We start from the raw sequence: 15,537 nt of genomic DNA, 5'->3' as shown, positions 1-15,537 counted from the left end.
TTATGGCAAGAAGTTCTAAAAAAGGACCATACATTGACCAGAAGCTTTTGGCCAAAGTTATCGCGGCTAAAAATACCGGAAATAAAAATCCGGTTAAGACCTGGTCAAGAGATTGCCAGATTCCGCCGGAGTTTGTCGGCGTAACCATTGGTGTCCATAATGGTCGAGTGCACATTCCCGTATTTGTTACCGAGGCTATGGTAGGCCACAGATTAGGAGAATTTGCTCCGACGAGGACTTTCCGTGGTCACGGAAAAGTGGTTGCCCGAGTCTTAAGTAAAACTTAAAAACTTATGGAATTTACAGCTACCGCTAAAAATATCCGAGTTGCTCCGCGAAAAGCGCGACTGGTAGCATCGGTGGTCAAAGGTATGCCGGCAACGATGGCAATGAATAAACTGCAGTTTTTGGCAAAAAGTGCTTCCACGCCGATTGCTAAAGTAATTAAATCGGCTGTAGCCAATGCCAAAGGGAAAGAAAATTTAATGGTTAAAAACATTCTGGTGGACGAGGGCATAAAAATGAAAAGACGCGATACCAGCCATGGAGCCAGATTTGGCGGAGGCGTCATTAATAAAAAAGCATCCCACATTAAAGTAGTTTTAACCGACTAATATGGGCAACAAGATACATCCAATCGGTTTTAGACTTGGTCCGGTTTACACTTGGACTTCAAGATGGTTTGCGACACGGAGTCGGTATTCTGACCTTTTGGTTGAAGACGTAAAGCTCCGACGGGCTCTAATGGCCAAGTTGCGTCCGGCCGGAATTTCCCGGGTCGAGATTGAAAGGTCGATTAACCGTTTGGGATTAACCTTATTTGTTTCCCGCCCCGGCGTGGTTATTGGTCGCGGAGGAACCGGCCTGGAAGACCTGAAGAAATACGTGGCTAAAGATTTATTGCACATTAAAGATAACGATGAGCGAAGCTCGCGTCCTTCGGACACAAAAAATGCGCCGAAAGTGGAGATTAAAGTTGAACAGATTAAAGAACCAAACCTTGATGCCTACCTGGTGGGAGTTAATATCGCTGATCAGCTGATTAAAAGAATGCCGGCTAAAAGAGTTCTGAAACAATCGTTGGAAAAAGTGATGGCGGCCGGGGCTAAAGGTGTTCGGATTCGGCTCGGGGGCCGGATTAACGGCGCGGAGATTGCCCGGGTGGAACATGTTCAGGCCGGAGTTTTACCGTTTAGCTCAATTAAGGAAAACATTGATTTTGCCTCCGTTCCGGCACGAACCCGGTCGGGGTATATCGGAATTAAAGTCTGGATAAATAAGTAAAAACATATGCCATTATTAGCACCAAGAAGAGAAAAACATCACACTGGCTTCCGGGGTCAGATGGCTGGGTTTGCTTGCCGAGGCAACACAATTGCTTTTGGCGAGTACGCTATTATGGCCGAAACCCGCGGCTGGGTGAGTGCTGCCCAGTTGGAGTCAGCTCGCAAGGCCATGACCCACTTTACGGCTAAGGGCGGTCGGGTTTGGATGCGGGTATTTCCGGATAAACCGATTTCCAAACAGCCGTTGGATCATCGCCAGGGTGGGGGAAAGGGCGAGGTGGCCGAACATGTGGTGACTGTCAGACCCGGACTGATTCTTTTCGAAATGGGTGGCATTTCCAAAGAATCAGCTAAAGAAGCAATTCGCCGGGCCGGCCACAAACTATCAGTAAAAACAAAATTTATTACCAAAGAATAATTATGAAACAAAAAGATTTAGACGATTTGAAAAATAAGACCGTTGAAGAATTGGAAGCCATGGCTGCCAAAACTAGGACGGAGATTATCAAGACCAAAATGGAACTTTCGATGCGGCACAGTAAAAATACCAATCTGGCTAAAAATCTGAAAAAGAATTTAGCCCAGATATTAACAATTAGAAAGGAACTGGAACATGCAAACGTTTAAAGCAACTGTTTTGTCAGCAAAGACGCCAAAGACCGTCGCGGTGACAGTGGAATATATTTACCAACACCCAAAATACAAAAAGATATTGCGGCGCAAAACAAAACTGTTAGCTCATAACGAGATAGAAGGAATTAAAGAGGGGGATACTGTGGAAATTGTTAAATCAAAACCATTTAGCAAGAATAAACACTTTATGGTGGTAAAGAAAATTTAATCATATGATTCAAAGAAGGACGATTTTAAAACCAGCAGATAACACCGGCGCCCACAAATTGCGGGTTATCCATTTATACGGCGGATCAAAAAGAAAATATTCTTATATGGGTGACATCGTTCGGGCCGTTGTTGACGGGGCGGATCCGAACGGAATGGTTAAGGATTCCCAGATGGTCTTTGCCGTGGTGGCCCGAACTCATAAAGAGCAGCGTCGCAAAGACGGAAGTTATATCCGTTTTGATGACAATGCTGCGGTTGTTATTAACGGCTTGGATAATTTGGATCCAATCGGTACCAGGGTTTTTGGCCCCGTGGCTCGGGAACTGAAAGATAAAGGATTTAATAAGATAGTTTCGATGGCATCGGAGGTACTTTAATATGAAACTTAAAAAAGGCGACAAAGTAAAAATTATGGCGGGGAAAGACCGAGGGAAAGAGGGGACCGTGGAAAAAGTTCTTGATGGAAGAGTTGCCGTTGCCGGAGTAAACATTTACAAACGCCATTCAAAACCGCGCAGCGAGGGACAAAAGGGAGGCATCGTCGACTTTGCTCGGCCACTGCCAATTGCCAACGTTGCTCTGATTTGTCCGAAATGTAAACAGATAACCCGCGTTGGTTTTAAGGTGACCGAAAAAGAAAAGGTGAGAATTTGCAGAAAGTGTGAGCAAGAAATATGACAAAAACAGATAACATCATGGCGAAACCAAGACTGCAAAAAGTAGTTTTGAATGTGGGTGCTAAAGAAGCGCTGACTGATAAAAAGGTCCTGGATATAATTTCAGCGGATCTGGCGGCGATTACCGGCCAGAAACCGGCTATTCGTCTGGCCAAAAAATCTATCGCTAATTTTAAGTTGCGCGAGGGCCAACCAATCGGAGTCATGGTAACTTTGCGGGGAAAAAGAATGCGGGATTTTTTGACTAAGTTATTTAATATCACTTTGCCGCGGGTTCGGGACTTTCATGGAGTGCCGGTTTCCGGACTTGACGGGCAGGGAAATTACACTTTGGGAATTAAGGAGCAGATTGTTTTCCCGGAGATAGATTACGGAAAAATTGATAAAATACGGGGCTTGGAAATCACCATTGTGACAACGGCCAGAGATAATGACCAGGCAATGGCGTTTCTTAAAGAGTTAGGTATGCCGTTTCAAAAATAATAACCAATAACCAAGAGACAAGATACAAACAATTAGGATTTGTTTCTTATTTCTTAGAATTTAATAAAGATGGCAAAAACAAGCGATATCGTTAAATTTCAAAAAAAACAAAAATACACGGTCCGGTTTCATAACCGGTGCCGGTTGTGTGGAAGATCCAGGGGTTATATGAGAAAGTTCGGTTTATGCCGGCTTTGTTTCCGGGAGCTCGCCCATAAAGGGGAGATTCCGGGGGTATTGCGGGCATCGTGGTCATGATAGATCCGATTTCCGATATGATTTCCAGAATTAAAAATGGCTATCTGGCCGGAAGGCTTTCTGTGGAAATTCCCTGGTCCAAAATGAAAGAAAGTCTCGCCAAATTGTTAAAAGAGAGCGGTTATATATCAGAAGTGAAGAAAGAGAAAAATAGCTTGATCTTAACCTTAAAATACAACGGTAAAGAACCGGGACTGACAGAAATCAGGCGGATCAGCCGCCCGAGCCTTCGGATTTACGCAGCCCATACCAATTTGCCGAAAGTTTTAGGCGGGGCGGGGACAGCTATAATTTCGACACCAAAAGGTTTAATGACTAATAAACAGGCCAAAAAAGCAGGTGTTGGCGGCGAAGTTATTTGCGAAATTTGGTAAAAATATGTCCAGAATTGGCAAAAAACCAGTAAAAATTCCCTCCGGCGTTACCGTTAAAACGGAAGATCACCGGCTGGTAGCTGCGGGTCCAAAAGGGGAATTGGCCTTGAATATTAAGCCGGAAATTAAGATTACTGTTTCCGGTAATGATGTTTTGGTGGAGCGGGCCGGGGACACGCCTAAAGCTAAATCGCTGCACGGTTTAACCCGGACTTTGGTAGAAAATATCATTATGGGAGTTAATCAGGGTTGGAACAAGGGATTGGAGTTGGTCGGAGTAGGGTATCGGGCGGCTCTGGAAGGAACAACTTTGGTTTTGAATGTCGGTTTTTCCCACCCGGTGAAGTTTCCGGCGCCGGCAGGAATTACTTTTGAAGTAACCGAGAATACAAAAATTAACATTAAAGGTGTTGATAAACAATTGGTTGGGGAGACGGCCGCTCAGATTCGCCGGATCAGACCCCCCGAACCCTATAAAGGCAAGGGCATTAGATATATCGGGGAAGTAGTTAGAAGAAAAGCGGGGAAAGCAGCTAAAGCTGTTGGCGGAGCGCCGGGAGCTAAGTAGATATGAACAAAAGAGATAATCGCCGGGCAAGAATTAAAAAGACCATTCGGGGAACAAAGGAAACCCCGCGGTTGGTCGTGTTCCGGTCAAACAGGTATATTTATGGCCAATTAATTAACGACGCGACTGGACAAACCCTGGTCTCAGTCGATAAAATTACCGACGCCGCTGTGGCCGGAAAAGAATTGGCGGAGAAAGCGTCAAAGCTGAAAGTTAAAAATGTGGTTTTTGATAGGGCTGGTTATAAATATCACGGCAATGTCAAAAAGTTTGCTGAAGCCGCGAGAGAAGCCGGATTAGTTTTCTAAAAGTTATGGCTAATAATTTTCATCAGGAACCAAAAGAGTTTGAAGAAAAAGTCGTTCAGGTCAACCGGGTTTCCAAAAAAACTCAGGGAGGCAACAAAATCGGCTTTAGTGTTTTAGTGGTTGTGGGAGATAAAAAGGGAAGAGTGGGAGTGGGGCTTGGTCAGGGACCGGAAGTTCAAAGCTCAATCCGAAAAGCCGTCAGTTATGCTCAAAAGCATTTAATAACCGTGCCGATGAGGGGAACCACAATCCCCCATCAGGTGGAAAAAAAGTTCGGGGCGGCCAAGGTGCTGTTAATGCCGGCTCCGGCCGGGTCCGGAGTCATCGCCGGGGGCGCGGTTCGGGCTGTGGTGGAAGCTGCCGGAATTCATGATATAAGCAGCAAAATTTTGGGAACGAATAATCAAGCCAATAATGTTTATGCTACACTTGAAGCCCTTAAGTCTCTTAAGGGTCTTAAGTAATTTAAGATACTTATGACGAATCTGACGACCTTACCAGCTCTGAAAACTCGTTCGGCCAAGCGTTTGGGTCGGGGTCACGGTAGTGGTAAAGTTAAAACTGCCGGCCGGGGAACCAAGGGACAAAAAGCCCGGGAAAATGTCAAGCTGACTTTTGCCGGTTCTTCCCTTCAAGCTTCATGGCTAAAAAGATTGCCGTTAATCCGGGGCAAAGGCAAAAATAAATCCCACAACGATCACCGGCCGTTTATCGTTAATGTTAAATATCTGAACTCTCTTAAGCCCAATACGGAAGTGACCTTGAAATCTCTTCAGGCGGCCAAAATCATTGATACGAATATTGATAAGGTGAAAATCCTAGGCGACGGGGATTTAAAAGTAGCTTTGGTAGTCAAACTTCCCTGCTCCAAAGGTGCCGTCAGGAAAATCGAAAAAGCCGGTGGTAAAATCGCTTAATGGATAATTGCCTCCTGATAAAAGATAAACTTAAATCCCTCAAGTCACTTAGGTATCCCAAAAAACAAAAAGAGATTCTCAAGCTTTTAGTAGAAACGGCCCAACTAATCCGAAATTCACAGGAGTTATCACCACGGCGGCAGGAAATTTTTCAAACGATTCAGGACCATCAAAGTGTCTCTGCTGACTTTCTCCATCGGCGTTTTCTAGCCGTTGATCCCCGATTGCTTCGATATGATTTAAAATATTTGGTTGATAACGGCTACATAGCAAAAGTAGGTAAAACAAGGGGTGTTTTATACACTGTCTCTTCTCAAAATCCCTAACTCCCCCAACCTCCTTAATTATGCTATCATTACAGCGTGAACCGAATTCTGCAAACTTTTATTAACGCCTGGAACACGCCGGAGCTGCGCCGAAGAATTATTTTTACGGCGGCGATCTTTTTTGTTTTTCGCTTCTTTGCCCATATTCCCGTTCCCGGAGTTAACGCTACAGCTTTAAAAAGTCTTTTTGCCAGCAATCAGTTCCTGGGACTACTCGATATCTTTTCCGGGGGAACGTTGGCAAACTTCTCGGTTATGGCTCTGGGCTTAAACCCCTACATTAACGCCACGATTATCTTGCAGCTTTTGCAAATGGTTTTTCCGTCGCTGGAAGAACTAGCGAAGGAGGGTGAATCAGGACAAACCAAGATAAACCAGTACGCGAGAATGATTACCGTTCCTCTGGCGACTCTTCAGGCCCTGGGCACTTACGCGCTTTTAAAAAATCAAAATATTATTTCCGGTCTTAATCCCCTGATGCTCATCGGCTTAATTTTTACCTTGACAGCGGGAACCTTGCTCTTAATGTGGCTCGGGGAACTAATTACCGAATATGGTATCGGCAACGGCATTTCCATGTTAATTTTTGGCGGCATTGTCGGGCGGTTTCCGGTAATTATTGGCCAAACGGTTTCGGTAGTAACGGGGGACCAGTTACTAAACATCTTCGTTTTCGGGGCAATAGCGCTGGTGGTTATTGCCGGCATTGTTATGGTAAACGAAGCTACTCGTCAGATTCCGATTGTCTATGCCCGAAGAGTTCGGGGTAACAAAATGTATGGCGGCCAGTCGACCTATTTGCCATTGCGGGTCAACCAAGCCGGAGTTATTCCGATTATTTTTGCCGTTTCCCTGGTTTTACTCCCCTCTTTGGTCGGCCAGTATCTGGGACAAGTCCCAAATCCGGAAATTTCCCGGATAGCCCAAAGTTTAGCGGCGGCTTTTCAACCTACCAGCCTTGTTTACAATGTCGTTTACTTTATTCTTGTTTTAGGTTTTACCTATTTTTACACGGCTATTATTTTTAATCCGGCCAAGATTTCGGAAGAGATCCAAAAGTATGGCGGTTTTATTCCCGGCATTCGGCCAGGCACTCCGACGGCAAACTATCTAAACTACATTCTTACAAGAATTACTTTAGCCGGAGCGATTTTTCTGGGATTAGTAGCCGTCCTTCCGTCGTTAGTCCAGGGAGTCAGTAATGTCGCCACATTAACTATTGGCGGCACGGGAGTTTTAATCGTCGTTTCGGTTGTTTTGGAAACAGCTCGGCAATTTGAAACCATGATGGTCTCCCGCAGTTACGAAAAATATCTATGAATATCACAGTAATGGGACCGCAAGGTTCCGGAAAATCTACACAGGCAGATTTACTGGCCAAAAAGCTTAACCTACTGAGAATCTCCTCCGGAGATATTGCCCGGCAGCTGATTAATGAAGATTCTGAAGAAGGCCGAAAGGCCTGGGAATACTATAATCGTGGTGAACTTATTCCCGACGAAATCCTCTTTGCTCGTTTAAAACAGTATTTTTTGAGTCCACAAGCAGCTAATGGCTTTGTTCTTGATGGCTACCCGAGAAATATGGAACAAGCGATCCCTTTTGAAGAGATGTTAAAGAATAACGGTAAAAGAATGGACAAAGTAATTTTAATAAATCTTCCTGATGAAGTGGGTATCCAAAGGATGATGTCCAGAATAAGCAAAGAGAACAGAAGTGATGATACCCCGGAGGCAATTAAAACAAGGTTAGGGATTTATCATCAGCAGACTCAGCCAATTTTAGATTATTATCGGCGCCAGGGAATTTTATCAGAAGTTGATGGCAGCGGGACAATTCCAGAAGTGGCCGCCCTCATTGATAAAAATTTCGATGATAAAAATTAAAACTCCGCAGGAAATTAAATTGATGGCAGAAAGCGGCAAAATTCTGGCCGAAGTGATGAAAAAAGTTTTGGCCAAAGCCGCCGTGGGAATAACAACTTTGGAACTGGATAAATACGCCGAGGAATTAATTTTAGCCGCCGGCGGCAAGCCATCGTTTAAAATGGAAAAGGGTTACTATTTTACTACCTGCATGTGCGTTAACGATATCGTCGTTCACGGAATCCCCTCGGATTATAAACTGCAGGACGGAGACATTGTGGGGGTGGACGCCGGAGTAGTCTACAAAGGCTGGCATTCAGACGCCAGCTGGACGATTCAGGTGGAAACTCAGGATAAAGAGATACAAAAATTTCTGGAAACTGGGCGCAGCGCTTTAAACAAGGCTATTCGCGAGTGCCGTCCCGGCAAGCATATCGGGGATATTTCCAAAGCAATTGAAGACACAGTCAGGGGCAGTGGCTACAGCCCGGTTAAGCAACTGGTGGGCCACGGGATCGGACGGGCGCTTCATGAAGACCCCGAAGTTCCCTGCTACCTGCGGGGAAGAATTGAAAATACTCCGGAAATTAAGACGGGAATGGTCCTGGCGGTGGAGGTAATTTATAACCGGGGTGAGTCCCCTGTCGTTTATGGCGGCGATGACGGTTGGACTATTGTTACCCGGGATAACTCTCCGTCCGGTCTTTTCGAGCACACGGTGGCGATTACTGAGAAGGGTCCAAAAGTATTGACTTGAGGGGCTAATCCCATATATAATACCTCTTAGCCTAAGAGAAAAGGGATCCTTGGGCTGTCTTTTTTTGTGGTAATGGCACATCAGGGCACAATGGAATTCGACGGGCAAGTTCTGGAGAATTTGCCTAACACCATGTTTAAAGTACAGCTGTCAGACGGACGAGAGATTCTGTGCACAATGTCGGGAAAGATGCGTATGAACCATATCCGGATTCTTCCGGGTGACAAAGTTAAAGTGGAAATGACTCAATACGACATCGATCGCGGAAGAATTGTGTACAGGACTAAGTAAGTTTATGAAGGTACAGGCTAGTGTTAAACCAAGGTGTAAAAAATGCAAAATTGTCCGGCGCAAAGGCCGGGTTTATGTCGTGTGCGAAAACCCGAAGCATAAACAGCGCCAGGGATAACTTTTAAAGTATGCCAAGAATTGCCGGAATCGATTTGGATAACAATAAGCGCGTCGATATTGCTCTCACCCGCTTGTATGGTGTTGGTCGGAGAAATGTCGGCAGCCTGTTAAAAATTGCCGGAATTGATCCGGCGAAGCGGGTTAAAGATCTTTCAGAAGATGAAGTTAACCGGGTGCAAAAAGCTATCGATACTGTCAAGGTTGAAGGTGAATTGCGGGCGGAAGTTCACGGCAATATTGCCGCCTTAAAGCAGATCGCATCGTATCGGGGGATCCGCCATACCCGTAACTTGCCGGTTAGGGGCCAGCGGACAAAATCCAACGCCCGGACAAAACGCGGTAAGCGGGTGACTATTGGCGCGATCAAGAAAGAGATGGCGGAAAAGCTGGGAATTGGCACAGCTGCAGCCGCGCCGGCAGCGGAAGCAAAAAAGTAATAATAAGATAAAAAATGGCTGATAAAAAAACTGAAACCAAAGAAACAAAAAAGGTGACCAAGAAATCCGGCAAGGAAGTTACTTCCGGCAGGGTTTACGTGACGGCAACTTTCAACAATACTTTGGTAACAGTAACTGACGCTGCCGGGAACACTTTGATGGCCGGCAGTTCCGGTAGTAACGGTTTCAAAGGAGCAAGAAAGTCGACACCGTACGCGGCCACCGCGACCGTAGAAAATGTTGGCAGAAAAGCCTGGGATCAGGGGATGCGTCAGGTGGAAGTCTACATTAAAGGTCCGGGAGCCGGCCGCGATGCCGCCTTACGGGCTTTGAAAACCATTGGTTTTGACATTAGTTTAATCGCGGATGTTACGCCGATTGCCCATAACGGGCCAAGGCCGAAGAAGAAAAGAAGGGTTTAACTATGGCAAGATATACCGGACCAAAACATCGATTAGCCAGGCGCGAAGGCGCTAATATTCTGGATAAGGCCAGCGGTTCTTTGGGCCGGAGACTTTCGGTTCCGCCGGGAGTTCATGGGCCCAAGGGCGGCCGGAGTAAACACTCAGAGTATTACCTGCAACTGCGGGAAAAACAAAAAGCCAAACGAGTTTACGGACTTTTGGAAAAGCAGTTCCGCCGCTATTATGAAGCTGCGGCAAAAGTTCCCGGCAAAACCGGCGAAGCCCTTTTGCAGAATCTGGAACGCCGGCTGGATAACAGTGTTTATCGCCTGGGTCTGGTGCCTTCGAGGGCGATGGGCCGGCAACTGGTTTCCCATGGTCATGTGCTGATAAACGGCAAAAAAGTTAATATTCCGTCATATTCTCTGAAATTAAATGAAGTCGTGACGCTTTCCCCGAAAGCTTTAGAAATGCCGGCAGTAAAGAAAATGCTGGAAGTAGCCGAACCGAAGATTCCGGATTATTTTGAAAGAGAAGCTGCCGCCGGACGGTTGGTAAAAATTCCGGGCCGGGACGACATTCCTACGGAAGTAGATGAGCAGTTAATTATTGAGTTTTATTCCCGCTAAATAAGTTTAAATTAAAAGGTAGAGTTTGCTTTTAGTTTAAGCTTAGTTAGCGAAAAAAATCATGTTAGATCCGGTTTTCAAAGTCAAAACTGACGAACAAACCGACAGTTACGGGCGGTTTGTGATTGAGCCCCTCGAAACGGGTTATGCCTACACTTTGGGCAATGCTTTAAGGAGGGTTTTGTATTCCTCTCTTCCGGGAGCGGCGGTCACCAGCGTGACCATTGATGGTGTGAAACACCAATTTCAAACTCTTGCCGGCCTTCAGGAAGATGTGGTGGAGTTTGTCTTAAATCTGAAAAAACTGCGGGTTCGCCTCCTGGACGGCGATAAGGCCACGATCCGGTTGGAAGCGACCGGCCCGGGCGAAGTGACCGCGGCCAGTATCGAAGATACTTCGGCAGTCGAAATAGCCAACAAAGATCTCTATTTGGGGACTTTGGCGGATAAAAAAGCCAAGCTCTCGGCCACTATTACGGTCGAAAAGGGCTATGGTTATTCTCTGGCTGACGAGCGGCGCAGTGGCGTTATCGGGGTTATTCCCCTGGATGCGACTTTCACTCCGGTTGTCCGGGTGAATTACCGCCAGGAGTCGACCCGGGTTGGGCGCCAGACTAACCTTGACCGTTTGGTCATCGAAATCTGGACTGACGGTACCATTGCTCCGTATGACGCGCTGAAACAGGCAGCCAAGCTTTTGGCTTCCTATTTCCTGCAAATCTACGAACCAAAGGCGGACATTTCCGAAACCACGGTGGCAGTCACGCCGACCGTTTCGGATGATGTTCTCAAAATGCTCATCGAAGAGCTGGACCTGCCGACCCGGCTGGAAAATGCCCTGAAAAACGGGGGCATTGAAACCGTGGGTCAGCTCTTGGGCACGCCGAGAAAAGATCTGCTGAAGGTGAAAAACCTGGGCGGAAAATCTCTTGGTATTGTGGAAGAAAAGCTACGCGAAAAAGGCGTCGCCTTGTCTGTCTAATTAATTATGAAACACCGAGTTTTTGGAAACCAGTTGCACCGGGATACTAACGCGGCCAAGGGATTGTACCGCAGTCTTCTGGTGGCGGTTTTAGACCATGGTAAAATTCAAACCACCTTATCCCGGGCTAAAGCTGTCCAAGGAGATTTGGACAGACTAATTAACTGGGCCAAAGAAGGGTCGGTTAATGCCCGGAGGTTAACCGTGGAAGATTTAGGGACAGACAAATTCTTTGATAAATACACCAAAGCTTTTACTACCCGCACTTCAGGCTACTCCCGGATAGTTCGCCTGGGACAAAGGATGTCCGACGCGGCGGAACTAGCGATCTTAGAGCTTGTGGAATCAGTTGAACCAAAGAAGGAAGCGGCAATATCTGAATCAAAAGCACAAGAACCGAAAGCCGAAACCAAGACGGAAACTAAAAAACCGGCTGTTAAGAAGTCTAAGACACTTAAGAAATAAACATGAACACAAAACTTTCTGACATTAAACACGACAAGCATGAGGTTGATGCTTCCGGCCAGGTACTGGGACGGCTGGCGACCAGAATCTCCAATCTTTTAGTTGGTAAGAGCAAACCCTATTTTGTCCGCCATTTAGATTGCGGCGATTTCGTGACGGTTAAAAACGCCAAAGCGATCAAAGTGACAGGTAGAAAACAGGAAAAAAAGGTTTATACTCGCTTTAGCGGTTACCCGGCAGGATTGAAAAAAGTGCCGATGAAAAATACAGCGCCGGAACAGGTGATCCGCAAAGCGGTGTTGGGAATGTTGCCGAATAACAAACTGCGTGACGTCTGGATCGCCAGATTAAAGTTTATCTAATATGCCGAAAGAGAAAAAAACAGAAAACAACGAACAGGAATCAGCCACCAAGTGGTACTTTGGTGTGGGCCGGCGCAAAACCGCTATCGCCAGGGCTCGGGTCTATCCGGCAACCGCTGAAGTAACCATCGACGGCAAAAAACTGGAAAAAGGCGACACTTTCGTTAACGGTAAGCCCATTGAAAAATATTTCCCCGATCCCTTTGCCAAAAGCCAATACAGCGAACTTTTTCGAACCACCAACACTGCCGGCCGGTTTATCACAACTGTCGTTGTGGAAGGTTCCGGTCTAACTGGGCAATTGGGAGCCACGACTCTGGCCATTGCCCGGGCTTTAGTGCAGGTGGATCCGAAATTTCGGGCCATTCTTCGCAAGAAAGATTACATGACCCGCGATCCGCGAATGAAAGAACCGAAGAAGCCTGGTCTTCCCGGCGCCCGCAAAAAGAAATCCTCTCCGAAGCGTTAATCTACCTATCAGTATGATAAAATCATCATATCTTTCGGGGAGTGGCGTAGTGGTAGCGCGCTAGGCTGGGGGTCTAGCAGTCCGAGTCCGATTCTCGGCTCCCCGACATAGGCTTTTTCTCTAGGACACGAAAAGATTGCCAAAACGAGACAATTTAGTGGTTGCTTTTTAGAATCTGCTGGTGTTTAATCACGACTAGATATGGCAAGAGGAACAGGAGACGACACTTCTTCAGCCGGAGCTAATCCCAAATTGGCCGCTATAAGACTGGCTATGGACCAGATCGAAAAGCAGTACGGCAAGGGTTCAATTATGAAAATGGGCGAAGCCGCTCCGAAAATGACCACTGATGTAATTCCGACAGGTATTCTTCCCGTAGATTTGGCTTTGGGTGTGGGCGGTTTGCCGCGGGGCAGAATTATCGAAATTTACGGTCCTGAAGCTTCCGGAAAGACAACTCTTATGCTGACTTTAATTGCCCAGGCCCAAAAAGTGGGTGGCGCGGCAGCCTTTATTGATGCAGAACACGCTCTTGATCCGCAATGGGCGGAAAAACTGGGAGTTAATTTAAACGAACTTCTGATTTCCCAACCGGATACCGGCGAGCAGGCATTGGAAATTGCTGAAACTTTGATCCGCTCCGGAGGAATTGATGTTGTCGTAATTGACTCCGTGGCCGCGCTGGTTCCTAAGGCGGAAATTGAGGGCGAAATGGGCGATTCCCAGATGGGGCTTCAGGCCAGATTAATGTCTCAGGCCTTGCGCAAACTAACCGGAGTAATTAATAAATCAAAGACCATCTGCATTTTCACTAATCAGTTGCGCCAGAAAATCGGGGTCATGTTTGGCAACCCCGAAACGACCACCGGCGGTCTGGCTTTGAAATTCTACGCGTCGGTGCGGATGGATATCCGCAAGATTGAACAGCTTAAAGAAGGGGACACCGTTATTGGTAGCCGGCACAGAGTAAAAGTTGTCAAAAACAAAGTGGCTCCCCCATTCAGGGTTGCTGAATTTAACATCTATTCCGCTTCCGGTCCGTCATATGAAGATGGTCTGATTGATGTTGGCGTGGAACTGGATGTGATCCAGAAATCCGGCGCTTTCCTTAAATATAAGGACACCATGCTGGGCCAGGGTCGCGAAGCCGCCCGGGAATTCCTGGTGGAAAACAAAAAAGTCGCCAAGCAAATTGAGGATGAGATCTATAAAAAAGTGAAAGCCGGCGCCGCTTCCGAAAAAGTCGTCATCGGCGAAGAAAACGGAAAAGAAGAGTAGAACGCTTCATAAAAGCCTCGTATAATTACTTCATGCGCAAATATTGGGAGTTCTTCAAGGCGTCTTACCAAATTACATTTAGCTATCGTGTGGGTATTATGATTCGGTTAATAAGAGATTTCATCATGATTTTTTTCTTTATACTTCCGGTTATGTTATTAATTTATGTTCCCGTTACGGCGCTATTAAATATTCTTGACTGGAAGTTGGCAGGTATGTCGGTAATTATGGTTATTCTGACCTGGATAATCTCAGAAAGATTTTGGCAATACGGTCTAAAAAGTTACTCTAGTGCTAGTTCGTAATATGGACGAGAAGAAATTTGTGTCCAGAGGAGGATTGAAATTAGAACACGCTCTTAAGGAGTTTGGGGTGGACGTGACGGGGATGACCGTACTTGATGTTGGAAGTTCGACAGGAGGATTTGTAGATTGTTTACTGCAATCCGGTGCTGCCAAAGTATACGCGTTGGACACGGCCTATGGTGAGTTTGCCTGGAAACTGCGAAATGATCCTAGGGTAGTGGTCATTGAGAGACAGAATATATTGTACCTTGATACTCTACCGGATAAAGTGGACCTGGTAACGATAGACGTAACTTTTACTTCCCTGAATAAAATCCTTCCTAAAGTCCGGGAATTTCTCAAGCCGGGCGGGAAAATAATTGCCCTGTTAAAACCACAATATGAACGCCAGGATTTGGCGCTTAAACACGGGGGTATAATTCCCCAGGAGAACTTGAAAGAAGTTGTTAATAGTTTTAAATTTCGAAAAATAACTGAGTCACCGATCAAAGGCGGCTCCGGCAATACAGAATATCTAATTCTATGCGAATAACTAAACTGGAATACCAGAAGAAAAACCCGGAGCGGGTTAGTGTTTATGTCGATGGGAAATTTGCGACCGGGCTGAATGTGAACGATATCGTTAAACTAGGTTTATATAATGGTCAAGAAATTTCTCAGGACTACTTAAATAAGATCATTGCGGAAAGCGATTTCGGAAAGGCGTTTAATGCTTCTCTGAATTTTCTCTCGTTTAGGCCGAGATCCGAATACGAAATACGCCAATACCTGAAAAGAAAAAAAGTAGAGGATATTGATGGCGTGGTGGAAAAACTGAGACAAATAGGACAAATTAATGATGAACAATTTGCGGCCTGGTGGGTAGAACAACGCAGTACTTTTAGACCTAAAGGAAAACGAGCGCTGGAAATGGAATTGGCTCGTAAAGGCATCAAAGTGAAATTACCAAAAGACAAAGAGTCGGAAGGAGAGAAAGCCATGCGGGCAATTCAGAAGAAACTAAAACTATGGTCTCAGGAAAAGCTGGGCGAGCAAAAGTGGCGGGAAAAGATTATGCGGTTTCTAATTTCGAGAGGATTTGACTATGACACGGTTGAAGAAGTTCTTGCAAAATTGGGAGCCGCGCGGTAAAA

At 46.0% G+C, this 15,537-nt stretch carries 30 protein-coding genes, 1 tRNA gene and 1 pseudogene; all 32 read left to right on the top strand.

Translation table 11 applies throughout. From position 1 onward, the window contains the following. The first annotated feature begins 2 nt into the window (after positions 1 to 2). The 32 genes and pseudogenes from rpsS to M1403_02055 all read left to right on the top strand — a co-directional run bounded on the left by rpsS (position 3) and on the right by M1403_02055 (position 15,535). Entirely contained in the window at positions 3 to 287 is a 285-nt protein-coding gene (rpsS, locus tag M1403_02210) for a 30S ribosomal protein S19 (GenBank protein MCL4397821.1), read from the top strand. A 6-nt stretch (positions 288 to 293) separates the two neighbouring features. Further along, complete coding sequence (rplV, locus tag M1403_02205) at positions 294 to 614, top strand: 50S ribosomal protein L22 (GenBank protein MCL4397820.1); 321 nt, start codon at positions 294 to 296, stop codon at positions 612 to 614. Position 615: 1 nt separating this feature from the next. Beyond that, a complete protein-coding gene (gene rpsC, locus M1403_02200; protein MCL4397819.1) occupies positions 616 to 1,284 on the top strand; it encodes a 30S ribosomal protein S3 in 669 nt (222 codons plus the stop codon). A 6-nt stretch (positions 1,285 to 1,290) separates the two neighbouring features. Further along, positions 1,291 to 1,704, top strand: a complete 414-nt coding sequence (rplP, locus tag M1403_02195) for a 50S ribosomal protein L16 (GenBank protein MCL4397818.1) — start codon at positions 1,291 to 1,293, stop codon at positions 1,702 to 1,704. A gap of 2 nt (positions 1,705 to 1,706) precedes the next feature. Next, positions 1,707 to 1,913: a 50S ribosomal protein L29 gene (gene rpmC, locus M1403_02190; protein MCL4397817.1), complete on the top strand. Its 207-nt coding sequence runs from the start codon at positions 1,707 to 1,709 to the stop codon at positions 1,911 to 1,913. Next, positions 1,900 to 2,127 (top strand): 30S ribosomal protein S17, encoded by a 228-nt coding sequence (gene rpsQ / locus M1403_02185; protein MCL4397816.1) that lies wholly within the window; start codon positions 1,900 to 1,902, stop codon positions 2,125 to 2,127. The genes rpmC and rpsQ overlap by 14 nt, the downstream gene beginning before the upstream one ends. Before the next feature lie 4 nt (positions 2,128 to 2,131). Continuing rightward, a complete protein-coding gene (gene rplN / locus M1403_02180) occupies positions 2,132 to 2,506 on the top strand; it encodes a 50S ribosomal protein L14 (protein MCL4397815.1) in 375 nt (124 codons plus the stop codon). A 1-nt stretch (position 2,507) separates the two neighbouring features. Then, a complete protein-coding gene (rplX, locus tag M1403_02175) occupies positions 2,508 to 2,807 on the top strand; it encodes a 50S ribosomal protein L24 (protein MCL4397814.1) in 300 nt (99 codons plus the stop codon). 11 nt (positions 2,808 to 2,818) lie between these two features. Further along, positions 2,819 to 3,289, top strand: a pseudogene (rplE, locus tag M1403_02170) (50S ribosomal protein L5). A 69-nt stretch (positions 3,290 to 3,358) separates the two neighbouring features. Beyond that, complete coding sequence (locus M1403_02165; GenBank protein MCL4397813.1) at positions 3,359 to 3,547, top strand: type Z 30S ribosomal protein S14; 189 nt, start codon at positions 3,359 to 3,361, stop codon at positions 3,545 to 3,547. Continuing rightward, positions 3,538 to 3,921, top strand: a complete 384-nt coding sequence (rpsH, locus tag M1403_02160) for a 30S ribosomal protein S8 (GenBank protein ID MCL4397812.1) — start codon at positions 3,538 to 3,540, stop codon at positions 3,919 to 3,921. Before M1403_02165 ends, rpsH begins: the two co-directional genes overlap by 10 nt. A gap of 4 nt (positions 3,922 to 3,925) precedes the next feature. After that, entirely contained in the window at positions 3,926 to 4,489 is a 564-nt protein-coding gene (gene rplF, locus M1403_02155; GenBank protein MCL4397811.1) for a 50S ribosomal protein L6, read from the top strand. Positions 4,490 to 4,491: 2 nt separating this feature from the next. Beyond that, positions 4,492 to 4,797 (top strand): 50S ribosomal protein L18, encoded by a 306-nt coding sequence (gene rplR, locus M1403_02150; GenBank protein MCL4397810.1) that lies wholly within the window; start codon positions 4,492 to 4,494, stop codon positions 4,795 to 4,797. A gap of 5 nt (positions 4,798 to 4,802) precedes the next feature. After that, positions 4,803 to 5,261 carry a 30S ribosomal protein S5 gene (rpsE, locus tag M1403_02145; protein MCL4397809.1) on the top strand — a complete coding sequence of 153 codons (459 nt, stop codon included), beginning with the start codon at positions 4,803 to 4,805 and terminating at the stop codon, positions 5,259 to 5,261. A gap of 12 nt (positions 5,262 to 5,273) precedes the next feature. Further along, positions 5,274 to 5,714 (top strand): 50S ribosomal protein L15, encoded by a 441-nt coding sequence (rplO, locus tag M1403_02140; GenBank protein MCL4397808.1) that lies wholly within the window; start codon positions 5,274 to 5,276, stop codon positions 5,712 to 5,714. Next, positions 5,714 to 6,040 carry a hypothetical protein gene (locus M1403_02135; GenBank protein ID MCL4397807.1) on the top strand — a complete coding sequence of 109 codons (327 nt, stop codon included), beginning with the start codon at positions 5,714 to 5,716 and terminating at the stop codon, positions 6,038 to 6,040. The genes rplO and M1403_02135 overlap by 1 nt, the downstream gene beginning before the upstream one ends. 36 nt (positions 6,041 to 6,076) lie before the next feature. Next, positions 6,077 to 7,360, top strand: coding sequence for a preprotein translocase subunit SecY (gene secY, locus M1403_02130; protein MCL4397806.1), 1,284 nt, complete (start codon positions 6,077 to 6,079; stop codon positions 7,358 to 7,360). Beyond that, on the top strand, positions 7,357 to 7,926 hold the full coding sequence (locus M1403_02125; protein ID MCL4397805.1) for an adenylate kinase: 570 nt from the start codon (positions 7,357 to 7,359) through the stop codon (positions 7,924 to 7,926). Before secY ends, M1403_02125 begins: the two co-directional genes overlap by 4 nt. Continuing rightward, entirely contained in the window at positions 7,913 to 8,662 is a 750-nt protein-coding gene (map, locus tag M1403_02120) for a type I methionyl aminopeptidase (protein ID MCL4397804.1), read from the top strand. Before M1403_02125 ends, map begins: the two co-directional genes overlap by 14 nt. Before the next feature lie 72 nt (positions 8,663 to 8,734). Continuing rightward, entirely contained in the window at positions 8,735 to 8,953 is a 219-nt protein-coding gene (infA, locus tag M1403_02115) for a translation initiation factor IF-1 (GenBank protein MCL4397803.1), read from the top strand. 4 nt (positions 8,954 to 8,957) lie between these two features. Continuing rightward, on the top strand, positions 8,958 to 9,071 hold the full coding sequence (gene rpmJ, locus M1403_02110; GenBank protein ID MCL4397802.1) for a 50S ribosomal protein L36: 114 nt from the start codon (positions 8,958 to 8,960) through the stop codon (positions 9,069 to 9,071). A gap of 10 nt (positions 9,072 to 9,081) precedes the next feature. Beyond that, the gene (rpsM, locus tag M1403_02105; GenBank protein MCL4397801.1) at positions 9,082 to 9,510 is read left to right on the top strand and encodes a 30S ribosomal protein S13; all 429 of its coding nucleotides are present in this window, start codon (positions 9,082 to 9,084) and stop codon (positions 9,508 to 9,510) included. A 14-nt stretch (positions 9,511 to 9,524) separates the two neighbouring features. Continuing rightward, complete coding sequence (gene rpsK, locus M1403_02100; GenBank protein ID MCL4397800.1) at positions 9,525 to 9,932, top strand: 30S ribosomal protein S11; 408 nt, start codon at positions 9,525 to 9,527, stop codon at positions 9,930 to 9,932. A gap of 2 nt (positions 9,933 to 9,934) precedes the next feature. After that, positions 9,935 to 10,543, top strand: a complete 609-nt coding sequence (gene rpsD, locus M1403_02095; protein MCL4397799.1) for a 30S ribosomal protein S4 — start codon at positions 9,935 to 9,937, stop codon at positions 10,541 to 10,543. Positions 10,544 to 10,604: 61 nt separating this feature from the next. Then, a complete protein-coding gene (locus M1403_02090) occupies positions 10,605 to 11,525 on the top strand; it encodes a DNA-directed RNA polymerase subunit alpha (protein MCL4397798.1) in 921 nt (306 codons plus the stop codon). Positions 11,526 to 11,531: 6 nt separating this feature from the next. After that, the gene (gene rplQ / locus M1403_02085) at positions 11,532 to 11,990 is read left to right on the top strand and encodes a 50S ribosomal protein L17 (protein MCL4397797.1); all 459 of its coding nucleotides are present in this window, start codon (positions 11,532 to 11,534) and stop codon (positions 11,988 to 11,990) included. 2 nt (positions 11,991 to 11,992) lie between these two features. Then, positions 11,993 to 12,352, top strand: a complete 360-nt coding sequence (rplM, locus tag M1403_02080) for a 50S ribosomal protein L13 (protein ID MCL4397796.1) — start codon at positions 11,993 to 11,995, stop codon at positions 12,350 to 12,352. A 1-nt stretch (position 12,353) separates the two neighbouring features. Next, entirely contained in the window at positions 12,354 to 12,821 is a 468-nt protein-coding gene (locus tag M1403_02075) for a mitochondrial small ribosomal subunit protein uS9m (GenBank protein MCL4397795.1), read from the top strand. 35 nt (positions 12,822 to 12,856) lie between these two features. Further along, positions 12,857 to 12,927: transfer RNA gene (locus M1403_02070), tRNA-Pro, on the top strand. A gap of 95 nt (positions 12,928 to 13,022) precedes the next feature. After that, complete coding sequence (gene recA, locus M1403_02065) at positions 13,023 to 14,099, top strand: recombinase RecA (GenBank protein MCL4397794.1); 1,077 nt, start codon at positions 13,023 to 13,025, stop codon at positions 14,097 to 14,099. A 306-nt stretch (positions 14,100 to 14,405) separates the two neighbouring features. Next, entirely contained in the window at positions 14,406 to 14,936 is a 531-nt protein-coding gene (locus tag M1403_02060) for a TlyA family RNA methyltransferase (GenBank protein MCL4397793.1), read from the top strand. Then, positions 14,927 to 15,535, top strand: coding sequence for a RecX family transcriptional regulator (locus tag M1403_02055; GenBank protein MCL4397792.1), 609 nt, complete (start codon positions 14,927 to 14,929; stop codon positions 15,533 to 15,535). Before M1403_02060 ends, M1403_02055 begins: the two co-directional genes overlap by 10 nt. Positions 15,536 to 15,537: the final 2 nt, after the last annotated feature.

The organism is Patescibacteria group bacterium, assembly GCA_023380635.1.
GTDB lineage: Bacteria > Patescibacteriota > Microgenomatia > JAMCZE01 > JAMCZE01 > JAMCRP01.
The sequence above is the reverse complement of the archived record's forward strand: the minus strand, read 5'-3'. Positions and strand labels throughout refer to the sequence as shown.